The organism is Paenibacillus sp. N3.4 (genome assembly GCF_008017805.1).
Taxonomy (GTDB): Bacteria; Bacillota; Bacilli; order Paenibacillales; family NBRC-103111; genus Paenibacillus_E.
This window is the reverse complement of sequence record NZ_VRTT01000034.1, coordinates 1-12,400: the sequence shown is the minus strand read 5'-3', so window position 1 is coordinate 12,400 and position 12,400 is coordinate 1. Positions and strand designations below refer to the sequence as shown.

Annotated in this window: 10 protein-coding genes and 1 pseudogene; 7 read left to right on the top strand and 4 right to left on the bottom strand. The window is 45.6% G+C overall.

The window, feature by feature from the left end; genetic code table 11:
• Positions 1-35: 35 nt before the first annotated feature.
• From FU659_RS18040 to FU659_RS18030, 3 genes are all read right to left on the bottom strand, one after another.
• On the bottom strand, positions 36-869 hold the full coding sequence (locus FU659_RS18040; RefSeq protein ID WP_147948851.1) for a carbohydrate ABC transporter permease: 834 nt from the start codon (positions 867-869) through the stop codon (positions 36-38).
• 55 nt (positions 870-924) lie between these two features.
• Positions 925-1,860, bottom strand: coding sequence for a carbohydrate ABC transporter permease (locus FU659_RS18035; RefSeq protein ID WP_147948850.1), 936 nt, complete (start codon positions 1,858-1,860; stop codon positions 925-927).
• Positions 1,861-2,052: 192 nt separating this feature from the next.
• Positions 2,053-2,772: a 3-ketoacyl-ACP reductase gene (locus FU659_RS18030; RefSeq protein ID WP_147948849.1), complete on the bottom strand. Its 720-nt coding sequence runs from the start codon at positions 2,770-2,772 to the stop codon at positions 2,053-2,055.
• Positions 2,773-2,898: 126 nt separating this feature from the next.
• On the opposite strand from FU659_RS18030, the gene FU659_RS18025 reads away from it, so the two are divergent.
• From FU659_RS18025 to FU659_RS17995, 7 genes and pseudogenes are all read left to right on the top strand, one after another.
• Positions 2,899-3,228 carry a winged helix-turn-helix transcriptional regulator gene (locus FU659_RS18025; RefSeq protein WP_261807893.1) on the top strand — a complete coding sequence of 110 codons (330 nt, stop codon included), beginning with the start codon at positions 2,899-2,901 and terminating at the stop codon, positions 3,226-3,228.
• A gap of 144 nt (positions 3,229-3,372) precedes the next feature.
• The gene (gene hxlA, locus FU659_RS18020; RefSeq protein WP_147948847.1) at positions 3,373-3,990 is read left to right on the top strand and encodes a 3-hexulose-6-phosphate synthase; all 618 of its coding nucleotides are present in this window, start codon (positions 3,373-3,375) and stop codon (positions 3,988-3,990) included.
• A gap of 22 nt (positions 3,991-4,012) precedes the next feature.
• Entirely contained in the window at positions 4,013-4,570 is a 558-nt protein-coding gene (gene hxlB, locus FU659_RS18015) for a 6-phospho-3-hexuloisomerase (protein ID WP_147948846.1), read from the top strand.
• Positions 4,571-4,788: 218 nt separating this feature from the next.
• The gene (locus tag FU659_RS18010) at positions 4,789-5,790 is read left to right on the top strand and encodes an LLM class flavin-dependent oxidoreductase (RefSeq protein WP_147948845.1); all 1,002 of its coding nucleotides are present in this window, start codon (positions 4,789-4,791) and stop codon (positions 5,788-5,790) included.
• An 83-nt stretch (positions 5,791-5,873) separates the two neighbouring features.
• Positions 5,874-6,068: pseudogene (locus FU659_RS18005) on the top strand (MFS transporter); the annotation flags it as partial.
• A gap of 313 nt (positions 6,069-6,381) precedes the next feature.
• On the top strand, positions 6,382-8,259 hold the full coding sequence (locus tag FU659_RS18000; RefSeq protein ID WP_147948844.1) for an LTA synthase family protein: 1,878 nt from the start codon (positions 6,382-6,384) through the stop codon (positions 8,257-8,259).
• A gap of 192 nt (positions 8,260-8,451) precedes the next feature.
• Positions 8,452-9,117: an MIP/aquaporin family protein gene (locus FU659_RS17995; protein ID WP_187274222.1), complete on the top strand. Its 666-nt coding sequence runs from the start codon at positions 8,452-8,454 to the stop codon at positions 9,115-9,117.
• Positions 9,118-9,278: 161 nt separating this feature from the next.
• Here FU659_RS17995 and FU659_RS17990 read toward each other — a convergent pair.
• Positions 9,279-12,400, bottom strand: a 3,122-nt coding sequence (locus FU659_RS17990; RefSeq protein WP_147948843.1) for a cadherin-like beta sandwich domain-containing protein, incomplete at its 5' end; no start/stop codon positions are given.

Here is a 12,400-nt window from a genome sequence, read left to right as displayed (position 1 = left end):
AGCATTCGCTTAATCGGCAAGAAGGGAATGACTTGTTATCCCTTAACGCCTCCCGCTGCGATACCTTCAATAATACTTTTTTGTCCAATAAGGAACACGATTAAGAGCGGAACAATGGCAGACACCGCACACGCCATGATAAGGGAGTAGAACTCTCCGTTCAAAGAAGCGAACTTTTGCATCGCTAACGGAATGGTGAACAACTTGTCTGTGCGTAAGAATATAAGTGGGTTCTGATAGTCGTTCCATGTCCAGATAAACCGCAAGATGGCATACGTTGCTACTGCAGGACGAACAAGCGGGAAGGCAATTTGCCAGAAGATGCGTCCGTGCCCGGCTCCATCAATTTTCGCAGACTCAATGTACTCGTTATGAATACCCATGAAAAACTGACGCAGCATAAAGGTCCCAAGTACACTAAAGCAGCCAAGTAAAACTAAACCAAAGTGACTGTCGAATAATCCAATATTACGATACAAAATGAATTGAGGAATCAAAATAGCCTGACTCGGTACCATATACGTTGCAAGAACGATGAGGAACAACCACTTTCCGGCAGGAAAATCAATTTTGGAAAAACCATAAGCGGCAAGCGCCGATACCACGCAAGAAATGAATGTGGTGATAACAGCTACCTTAATGGAATTCAAATAGTATAGATAAAAAGCTGCTTTGCCAAACCACACCGTTTTGTAATTCTCTAAAGCATTCCAGTGGGTTGGAATCCATTGAATCGGATATTTGAAAACGTCCGCCTCTACTTTAAAGGATGTGGATAACATCCACACAAAGGGTAGAAGGAAGAGTAACGCAACGACGAACAGGATGATGGTTGCAAGGACTTTGGGTAGACTTAATGGCTCTTTCATTCGGCACTCCTCCTAAAAGCTTTTCAGGGAAAAGCTTGCATCGTAAACATAAGCTTTAGTAATTAACCCATTTTTTCTGGCCAATCCATTGCAGTACGGTAATCGCCAGTACGAACAAGAACAATACAACAGACATGGAAGATGCATAACCGACGCGCAAGTCAATGAAAGCAGTTTCGTATAGATTCCAAACGAGCATACTGGTCGAGTGAAGCGGTCCACCCGAGGTTGTGACGGCGATAAGCTCGAATACTTTGAAGGTTGAAATAATACCCGTAACGAGTAAGAAGAACGATGTTGGCGATAAAATCGGAAATGTAATTCTGGTGAAACGTACCCACGGGCTTGCACCGTCGATTTCAGCAGCTTCATACAGATCCTTCGGAATTGACTGCAAGCCTGCCATATAAATGATGAGGTTAAAGCCTATTGAAATCCAGACCGAGATCATCATGACGGATGACAAGGCAAAGGTAGGATCGGCAAGCCATTTCGGTGGATTGTGAATCCCAATCGACATCAAGAACTGATTAACAGGTCCCGCTGAGGGATGGAACAGCACTTGCCAAACGATAGCTACAGCAACGGTACTGGAAATGTAAGGCATGAAGTAAGCCACTTTGAAAAAACTTTTCCAATACACATATTTATTAATTAAAACAGCAAGAACAAGCGAAATCATCATATAGATAGGTACGGTAATTAGGAAAATAAGGTTATTGCCGAGCGACTTGATGAAGATTTCATCTGTTAGCAGCTTGGCGAAGTTACCAAAACCAACCCACTTGAGACCATTTAATCCGGCTACGAAATTCCAGTCCGCAAAGCTGAGTACGAACGAAGCGAGAATCGGCAATAAGGTCAAAATGGAAACACCGATCAGCATTGGAGAAACAAATAGGAATCCTGCGAGGCTTTCTTGCCGGCGCAATGTCCTTCTTTTATGTTGAGTTTTGGCTTTAGTTAGCGTTTGAGTCGTTGTAGCATTCATAAGATCTTCACCTCTATCTTGATGTTTGTATACTCTCTATGTGTCTATTATAGAAAAATCCCAAGAGGTAAATATAACGTTATTTTGATTTCTTCTTCTCCTATCTTGACTTCATGTGAGAGATTGCAAAAAGAGCAGCCCCAATGGATCTGTGGGAGGCTGCTCTTTTTGCAATGCATGGTTCATGTATGTTTATTGCGGATTTGTTGTCCAAATGCCCGCATTTTTAATGAAAACCCGTGCCGGTAGTTTCAATGTAGCCAATACAAGCTCAGCAACATCTTCAGCCTGCATCATGCGGTCTTCATCACCGACGGGAAGTCCTGTTCTAACGGCAAGTTCCGTATTTACTGTGCTTGGCGTCAAAGCTGTTACGCGAATGTTGAATTTGCGAACTTCCTGCATAAGGGATTCCGTTAACCCCAGAACAGCAAATTTCGAGGCACAATAAGCGGAACCCGTAGCGAAGCCTCGTTCTCCTGCTGTAGAAGCGATGTTAATAATGCTGCCGCTGCTCTGAGCAATCATCGATGGAAGTACTGCTCGGGTAACATAATAAGTCCCCATTAAATTCGTTTGAATAATACGTTCCCATTCTTCGGTACCCATATCCACTAAAGTACCGAATTGAGCCGTTCCGGCATTGTTGAGCAAGATATCAATGGAACCTAACTCATGGATAAGTGCCTCAATGGCAATATCCACCTCAACCCTGTCTGCCACATCCGCCGTAGCTATATAAACACGGACACCACAAGTACTCACCAGTGCCTGTTGGAGAGCTTCTAAGTCCGCCGCATTTCTCGCAATCAGCCCCAGATTAACGCCTTCTTTGGCTAATGCGATGGCGATGGCTTTGCCAATCCCTTTGCCAGCTCCTGTAATAATAGCTGTTTTATTATGTAAGTTCATCCGTTTCTCTCCTCCTGCTTCGTAATATGCGTTAAGCAAATGCTTCGTTCTTGTTATATACTGATTAACAAATATCCACTTTATTGTAACCTAGTTTTCATTATTATACTAAAGGAGTCGTTCGGCTTGGGAGATCCCGTATTCAAGAGCTCGGTAGAGTTGACGCTGAAAGTAATCGGAGGAAAATGGAAACCTGTTATTCTTTGCCATCTAACTGATGGCATTCGTCGATTCGGTGAATTAAAACGCGATATGCCTGATATCACTCAAAAAATGTTAACCCAGCAGTTGCGGGAATTAGAGGAAGATGGCATTGTTGACCGTAAAATATACACCCAAGTACCTCCTAAGGTAGAATATTCTTTAACCAGTTATGGCGCCAGCATTAAGGAAGTTCTCGACGTCATGGCAGAGTGGGGACTGAAACATCAAGAGAAAGTAAAAGAGCATGTTTAGGAGACCTTTGATAGGTCTCTTTTTTGTCCTTAGTTTCTTAATGGGTACTATGATACTAAATAGTGCGTACTTCCTTTTTTATAAGTAAGACCTTAGAATAAAGCCCATGAACGAACACATACAAAACAGAGGAGTGAGCTATTCATGGAACTTCAGTTAGCGCTAGATTTGGTTGACATTCCACAAGCCCTGCAACTAGTGAAAGAAGTAGAGGCCCATATAGATATCGTAGAAATCGGGACTCCAGTTGTCATTAACGAAGGGCTTCGTGCAGTTAAAGAAATGAAGGAAGCTTTTCCACATTTGAAAGTGCTGGCTGATCTAAAAGTCATGGACGCGGGTGGCTACGAGGTTATGAAAGCATCGGAGGCTGGTGCCGACATCATCACGATACTGGGCGTTTCTGAAGACATGACGATTAAAGGCGCCGTTGAAGAAGCAAGAAAGCAAGGCAGACAAATTCTAGTCGACATGATCTCTGTGAAAAACCTGGAAGAGCGCGCACGTGAAATCGATGCTTTCGGCGTGGATTATATCTGTGTACACACCGGCTATGACCTCCAAGCTGTAGGAAAAAGCTCATTCGAGGACTTGTTGACCATTAAACGCGTAGTCAAAAATGCCAAAACGGCTGTTGCCGGAGGCATTAAGCTAAGTACACTGCCGGAAGTGATTCAAGCGCAACCAGACCTTGTCATCGTTGGCGGTGGCATCACTGGACATGAAAACAAGCAAGCCGCTGCGGCTGAAATGCAAAACTGATCAAACAAGGATCCTAATATCAATGAAAAATGATACCTATCTGGTCAACATCATTCAAGAGCTGCAAATCGCAGCGAAGCAGTTGGATGAGGATCAAGCAGAAAAGCTGGTCGAGCGTATCACTCAGTCTGGCAAGATTTTTGTAGCTGGCGCTGGACGCTCAGGCTTGATGATGCGGGCTCTAGCTATGCGACTTATGCACTTGGGGATACAAGCTTATGTAGTTGGAGAATCGGTAACACCAAGCTTATCAGCACAGGACTTGCTTATCATCGGCTCAGGTTCCGGTGAAACAAGCAGTTTGCTGTCCATGGCCGAGAAAGCAAAAAATCTGGGTGCTTCCGTTGCAGCTGTAACGATTTTTCCTGAATCGTCAATTGGGCGTTTGGCAGATCATGTCGTGAAGCTCCCCGGATCGCCGAAGGACCCTCTCCATCGCGCATATTCAACCATTCAGCCTATGGGCTCCCTATTTGAACAAACGCTTCTCCTTTTTGCAGATGCTCTCATTTTGATGTTGATGGAAAAAGAGGGATATTCCAACGAGACCATGTATGGCCGACATGCCAATCTAGAATAAACATTATACGAACAAGCTTCTGATTGCGATAGGCCAAGATGCCTTTCACACAGGAGCTTTGTTTGTTTATTATTTCTCCACAATCACAATACTATTGTAAGCTTCATTATAAACAGTAGGCTCCACGAACAGCGACTGGTATAATCGTATATAAAATATACCTATATAAATTAAAGTAGTTACTTGCTTATCGTTAGATTCCATGGAGGTTGATAACAATGGTTCCTATATCCGTCTTAGATTTGGCTCCCGTCATTGTGGGAGGTACACCCCGAGATTCTTTTCACCGTTCCGTTGATTTAGCTAGACACGCTGAAAAATGGGGCTACCATAGATATTGGCTTGCGGAGCATCATAATATGCCGGGCATTGCCAGCTCGGCCACTTCCATCGTCATCGGTTACGTCGCGATGGCTACAGAGAAAATTCGTGTCGGCTCCGGCGGCATCATGCTGCCCAACCATGCACCGCTCGTCATCGCCGAGCAGTTCGGTACGTTGGAATCGATGCATCCGGGCCGCATCGATTTGGGCCTTGGCCGCGCCCCAGGCTCCGACCAGCCGGCGGCAAGAGCGCTTCGCCGCGGCTTGGGCAGCGACGGTCAGAACTTCCCAGAGCAGCTGAGCGAGCTCCGCGGCTATCTAAACCCGGCGCTGGGTACAGGCATACCCGGTGTGCGCGCCGTGCCGGGCGAAGGGCTGGATATTCCAATCTGGCTGCTCGGATCGAGTGATTTCAGTGCCCAGTTAGCAGGGCAGCTGGGCCTTCCTTTTGCTTTCGCCAGCCACTTTGCTCCGGACTATTTATACGCGGCACTTGATCTATATCGCCGTGAATTCCGCCCGTCTGACGCGTTAGAAAAACCGTACGCCATGGTTGGAATCAACATTATTGCCGCCGACACGGATGAGGAAGCACAGCATCTCGCGACATCACAGCATCAGCAATTCTTGAATATTGTGAGGGGCCGTCCCGGTATGCTAAGTCCTCCGGTGGACAGTATGGAGTCTTTATGGAGCCCGCAGGAGAAAGCCTACGTACAAAAAACATTAAGCTTCTCAATTGTCGGTAGCCGAGATACGGTGCGTGAACGATTGCTTAAGCTGCAGCAGCAAACAGCCGCGAACGAGTGGATTGTTGCGGGTCAGATTTATGACCATGCAGCTCGTCTTAGATCTTATGAAATTGTAGCGGAAGTGTTCAAAGAGATATCCGAATAATCGTATCTATTTTATAGCTTGCCATTGCGGCTTCATCCAGAGAGTTACATCGTCATAGTTGAGAAAGGTTGGAACCCTCTCGTATGAGTCAAGATCAAGCTTTAGATGGAAATGGAGTGGCGAAGGGACGGTTTCCCATTTCCCTTTTTTCATTAACCGCAGGCGCTTTTGCCATTGGTATGACCGAGTTTGTCATTATGGGCCTTCTGCCCAATGTGGCCGACGATCTCAATGTCACGATTTCGCAAGCCGGTCAGCTCATTACGAGCTATGCGTTAGATGGGGGCGCTTGCCCGTGGTTGGCCTGATTCTGGGCTTTGTCAGTTACGGACTGGATCGCAGAGACAAACGGCTTGCAGCTAAGTAAATACAAAAGAGGACACCTTCGCGCCAGTAAGGTTGTCCTCTTTTGTATTTATGGCAGAATCGCTAATTCCATTCGTGGAGATCTCTTACTACGCTATCTCTTTAACCATGAATAAGAGCGTTTCTTTTTTTATCTTTTATCCGCATGTTTATATTGAAACTATTTGGTCAAAGAATGCTATATGACAGCAATAGATTTTAGTAAACACAATGATGGAGGTAGCAATGACGCATTCATGGAACAGGTTATGGCGAAGTTATTTTGTTGTATTTTCAATTATTTTGTGGGCAAAGTTTGCGCTGCTAAGGTATTTTCTTTATGGGAAAGTGGATTTGAAGTGGTGGCTCCTGGATTTGTTCAGTCTCTTGGTCTTTACAGGATTTATGGAGATTCGCTTCGCGAATCAGGCCAAGCGGTCCGCATATTGGGCTTTTAATGCCATTTTATCGCTGATTTGTTTTGCAGCTACGCTTTATTTTGAGCATTTCGGGTCGGTTATCACCTATACATCTGTTCTGGAGATCAAACAGTTGCTGCAAATTTCGTCAAGTATTAAAGCGACGATTCATCCGATGGATTACTTGTTTTTTGCCGACTTTATACTGGCATTTATGATATGGCTTGCAACGAGACGGCACGGTGCTATTCTAATAAACGAACGACCCATGCGCCGGTCTGCTCTTTTCGTTTTGACACTGGTATGTATCATGGTGTCCGCTTGGTTTGTCAAAACAGACAAGGATATCACGAATGAAATCGTCCGGGCTGAGCAGCTTGGTTTTATGAATTATGAGGTATCCGTTGCCGTTAACGGAATCAGCGAAAAAAACAAAACGAATTTCGCAAATTTGACGCAAGCCCTAACGGTCATCAATCAGGTAGAAGCCGACTATGGATATAATCAGGGGGCGAATCCTGCCGATAAGCCGAACTATTTTGCATCGCAGCAGGGGATGAATGTTGTTGTTGTACAGATCGAGGCTTTTCAAAACTTTTTGATTCATCTTACTTACCAGGGGAAGGAGATTACGCCGGTTCTTAATAATTTGGCTGAGGAAAGCCTCTACTTTCCGCATATTTATCAGCAAATCGGCCAAGGCAACACATCCGACGCCGAATTTATGTCCAATACGTCGATTTATCCAACAGGTACAATTCCCATGTCAACCGGCTATGGTGACCGGATGCTCCCCAGTCTGCCGAGACTTTTGGAGGAAAAGGGATATGAAGCGGACACTTTTCATGTAAATGAGATTCACTTTTGGGATCGGATTAAATTGTATCCTGCGATCGGGTTTACTCATTATTTTGACAAGCCTTATTACACCAATGATAATTTTAATTCATTCGGGGCTTCTGACGAAGAATTGTTCCGCGTGGGCAGTGAAAAACTAACTGAGCTGCACAATCAAAAAAAGCCATTCTACACGCAGTTTATAACGGTATCGAGCCATTTCCCATTCACAGTTCCCGCCAGTTTCGAGAAAATAGCCGTACCCCCTGCTTTGCAAGGGCAGCAAATCGGCGATTACTTAGTCGCGGCCAATTACGCCGATTATGCGCTTGGGAAGTTTATCGATCAATTGAAAACTTCAGGCATGTGGGATCAAACCCTTTTCATCGCTTATGGCGACCACTTTGGGCTGCAGCCGGAGGATATTAAGGCTGACAAGCTCAGCAGCGAGCTGGGAATTACTTATCATGATCAGATTACGCGCTTTAACATTCCGTTGTTTATCCATATGCCGCGTCAATCGAAAGGCGAAGTGATTAATCAAGTTGGGGGACAGCTCGATATTATGCCGACAATTGCCAATCTGGTAGGCGTTTCCTTGAAAGAGCAGGGAGTCGTTCACTTTGGTCAGGATCTATTAAATATAAAGAAAAATGCATTCGGCATGAGGTATTATTTGCCTACTGGCTCTTTTTTCAATGACCATATTTTGTTTGTACCGGGAAAAGGATTTGATGACGGAACGGCTGTTTCCTTACAGACACTTCAGCCCGTTGCTGACTTCAAAGCATACAAAAGCGATTATGACTACGTCATGACATTAATGAAATTGTCAGATCAATATGTGAATATGCTGCCCAAGCGTTAGTCAACTATTTTCTATTATTGGCTGCATTTTATTGAAATGGATGGTACGGAACATGATGTCAACGAAACGTTCCATCTGTTTCACAATGCTTTGGTCCCCCGACCTCTTGATAGATCATGTTCTCATTTGTTCAGTTTTTGTATATTTATATGACATACAATAAAGAAAATCATATCAATAAGGGGGAATACGATGCATACATCTTTCAAAAAATATGCAGCCGAATTCATTGGAACGTTTGTACTCGTTTTGTTCGGTTGTGGTAGCGCCGCAACTGCGGGAGGGGAACTCGGTTATTTGGGAATCGCCTTCGCCTTTGGTTTATCCATTGTTGCAATGGCTTACGTTATCGGTCCGGTATCTGGCTGTCATATTAATCCGGCGGTTTCATTTGCCATGTTGATTAGCCGAAAGTTGTCCGGCGTAGACTTCATAGGCTACGTTATAGCGCAAGTTGTCGGTGCTATTGCAGGTTCAGCACTTCTTTACGCAATCATGGATTCTACCGGCAAAGCCGTGACGAGTCTAGGTCAAAACGGTTTCGGAACTGGTTACGGGATTGGCATTTCCGCTTTTATGGCTATCATCGTCGAGATTGCATTAACCTTCGTCTTTATTTATACGATTTTAGGTGTTACATCTTCCCAGATCAATAACAACGTAGCAGGTTTGGTTATCGGGCTCACACTTGCCTTCGTCCATATTCTTGGCATCGGTTTAACAGGAACCTCAGTCAATCCGGCAAGAAGCTTGGGGCCTGCGATTCTGCTTGGCGGGCAATCTCTCTCGCAAGTTTGGGTATTCCTTGCAGCTCCACTTGTTGGCGCGCCTTGGCTGCAGTCGTGTTCCGGTTGTTGAACGTTATTAAAGTGAAGTAGCCCTAGTCCACTTGAGGACACCGGGCGCCTTTTTTGATTTAAACCCTCTTCCAAGAATGTTGTTCTCCTTCCAAGCGCTCCATCGTTAATCACATCTCACAAATGAAAAAGTCCGCCATGCATGCATGGCGGACTAAGTGATTAGTTAATAAAAGCTAAATATTGCAGCATCCGTTTCAACATCGAGGCCCCTTGTGCGCGTGTTGCGTTCTCTTTGGCCGCGAATGTTGTAGGTGTTGTACCCTCAATAATTTTCGCCGTAACCGTTTGAGCTACTGCCTCTTTGGCCCAATCCCCAATGGTAGAACCATCTGAGAAGTGCTCTAGGGACTTACCTTCTGCTTTTACTTCTTTTCCACCCACGTGAATGGCCCGTACGATCATTGCCACCATTTGCTCACGTGTGATATTTGCATTAGGTTTGAACGTATTGTCTTCATAACCACTGATTAAACCTACTTTTTGTGCTGTAGCTACAGCTCCTGCGTACCAATCCGTCTCTTTTACATCCGTGAATGTATGCCCCGGCTTCTCTTCGAGCAGGCCAAGTGAACGAACCAGCAAAGCTGCAAACTCAGCGCGTGTAATTTTATTATTCGGTTCAAACATGTTGCCTGCTGTACCATTAATAATTAATTTATTAGCCAGCAGCTCTACATCATCTTTGGCCCAGTGACCCTTCAGATCTGTGAAGGACTTATCAGATTGAATGACCGTGTAAATACTATTGTGTGGGGAATGAATCGTTATAGTGCCTGTGTTCCCACTAATAAAAGAGGGTACAAAATGCATCGTATTATTCTCATCCACCCATACGCCAGTTACCTTACTGACATCTACGACAGACGGTAACGTCAACGTACGATCTACATATACACCATTAAAGTCGATAACCGCCTTACCTTCAATATGTGTTAAAAAGTCAATAGGGTCATTCAGCAACTGTTTATAGCCTTGCTCTGCTGCCGCTTTGTTGATATCCTCTTTGATTTGACCAGATACTTTGGTTATCGTAACACTAATAATGGCTTCCTTAGACACATTTTTAAATATGGAGAGAGGAAGGGTGTAGATGGTTCCATCCACTTTTATCTCCACAGATGCGCCCGGACGCTTGCTTGCTTCATTTAAAAGCGTCGATGCAGCGAATTCAATTTTGACCACAGGGTCGGTCGTATGAAGTTCAAACGTAGCCAGTGCTTGTTGGTCTGAGCCAAAAGCTTTCGTCAGTTTCTCCGTATCTACCAAATATTTCGTAACCCCTGCTTCTGTTATCGGAGGTGTCACCGGAGGTGCTGGAATGCCTGGTCCACCAGTGATAGGACCTGGGCCCGTGCTAGGTTCTTCACCTCTATAAATATTTAAGAGATAGATAGCCTCTGTTCCGTCCTGTGCAGTCACCTTAATTTTGATTGAATTGTTACCCACCTGCAGCGGAAGTGGAGCTGAAGCCTGTCCACTTTTTAGGTCAATGGGACCGAACACAGATACATGACTGCTGTTATATACATTCGCTGTAACACTAGCCTGACTGTCATACACATTCGCAGTTACCGTAAGGCTTGATACACCATTGGTGACTGAAGACGTATATTCCAATACTCCTGATGTGAAAAGAGGACTTAAAGACCCACTCGATAGCAGTAGACTGCTTAATGTTGCATTGTTACTCGGCGCCCGTACTATTGTCACTCTGTATGCATTCACTGAGCCGTCCTGAGCAGTAACCGTGACGGTAATCACATTGTTACCTACGACCAATTGGCTCACAACCGGTGCGCTCACTGTAGCCGTTGTATCATAGGTAACTCCCGTTACTGTGACAGACGTTGTCGCGTTCGGTACATTTACGGTGTAGGTCAACGTGCTCATTGCAAAATTGGCTACGCTTGTTCCGTCTACCGTCAAGCCGCTCAGATGTGCGTTCCCACTTGCTGCACGATTAATCGTAATGATGTAGGCTTGACTTGTTGTTCCATCCTGCGCGGTTACTGTAACTGTTACCGTGTTATCTCCTACGACTAGGCTGCTTCCGCCCGTCACAACCACTTTCGCAGCTGTATCAGCTTTCGTTCCCACTGCCGTTACCGACGTAGTCGCGTTTGGTACATTCACCGTGTACTCCAACGTGCCTGCTGCAAAGTTCGCTACGCTTGTTCCGTCTACCGTCAATGCGCTGAGATTGGCGTTGGAACTTTTTGCACGGACCACGGTTACCGTGTATGTCTTCACCGTCGTTCCATCCTGTGCAGTTACTGTAACTGTTACCGTGTTATCTCCTACGATTAGGCTGCTTCCGCCCGTCACAACCACTTTCGCGTTTGTATCATAGGTCGTTCCCGTTACAGTGACCGATGTTGTTGCATTAGGTATATTCACCGTGTACTCCAACGTGCCTGCTGCAAAATTCGCTACGCTCGTTCCGTCTACCGTCAATGCGCTTAAATCTGCATTGGAGCTTTTAGCACGAACCACGTTTACCGTGTACGTCTTCACTGTCGTTCCATCTTGCGCGGTTACTGTCACCGTGATCGTGTTATCTCCCACGACTAGGTTGCTTCCGCCTTCTACAGCCACAGTCGCAGTTGCATCAGCTTTCGTTCCCACTGCTGTTACCGATGTTGTCGCATTCGGTACATTCACCGTGTATGCCAACGTGCCAGCTGCAAAATTCGTTACGCTTGTTCCGTCTACCGTCAGTGCACTTAAGTCCGCATTGGAGCTTCTAGCACGAACCACCGTTACCGTGTACGTCTTCACGGTCGTTCCATCCTGCGCAGTTACCGTCGCCGTAATCGTGTTATTTCCCACGACTAGGTTGCTTCCGCCTGCCACAACCACGCTGGCATTAACCTCAGCTATCGTCCCCACCGCCGTAACCGATGTTTTCGCATTCGACACATTCACCGTGTACTCAATCGAATTAGCCGCAAAATCCGCTACGCTCGTTCCGTCTACGGTCAAAGCACTTAAATCCGCATTGGAGCTTTTAGCACGAACCACCGTTACCGTGTAAGTCTTCACGGTCGTTCCATCTTGCGCCGTAATGGTCACCGTGATCGTGTTATTTCCCACGACTAGGTTGCTTCCGCCTGCCACAACCACGCTGGCATTAGCCTCAGCTATCGTCCCCACCGCCGTGACCGATGTTTTCGCATTCGACACATTCACCGTGTACTCAATCGTATTAGCCGCAAAATCCGCTACGCTCGTTCCGTCTACGGTCAAAGCACTTAAATCCGCATTGGAGCTTTTAGCACGAA

What these genes read in the sequence shown, in the direction of transcription:
- hxlB (WP_147948846.1), top strand. Translation starts at nt 4,013, where the DNA reads ATGAAAAATGATACCTATCTGGTCAACATCATTCAAGAGCTGCAAATC.
- FU659_RS18010 (WP_147948845.1), top strand. Translation starts at nt 4,789, where the DNA reads ATGGTTCCTATATCCGTCTTAGATTTGGCTCCCGTCATTGTGGGAGGT.
- FU659_RS18040 (WP_147948851.1), bottom strand. Translation starts at nt 869, where the DNA reads ATGAAAGAGCCATTAAGTCTACCCAAAGTCCTTGCAACCATCATCCTG.
- FU659_RS17995 (WP_187274222.1), top strand. Translation starts at nt 8,452, where the DNA reads ATGCATACATCTTTCAAAAAATATGCAGCCGAATTCATTGGAACGTTT.
- hxlA (WP_147948847.1), top strand. Translation starts at nt 3,373, where the DNA reads ATGGAACTTCAGTTAGCGCTAGATTTGGTTGACATTCCACAAGCCCTG.
- FU659_RS18000 (WP_147948844.1), top strand. Translation starts at nt 6,382, where the DNA reads ATGACGCATTCATGGAACAGGTTATGGCGAAGTTATTTTGTTGTATTT.
- FU659_RS18030 (WP_147948849.1), bottom strand. Translation starts at nt 2,772, where the DNA reads ATGAACTTACATAATAAAACAGCTATTATTACAGGAGCTGGCAAAGGG.
- FU659_RS18035 (WP_147948850.1), bottom strand. Translation starts at nt 1,860, where the DNA reads ATGAATGCTACAACGACTCAAACGCTAACTAAAGCCAAAACTCAACAT.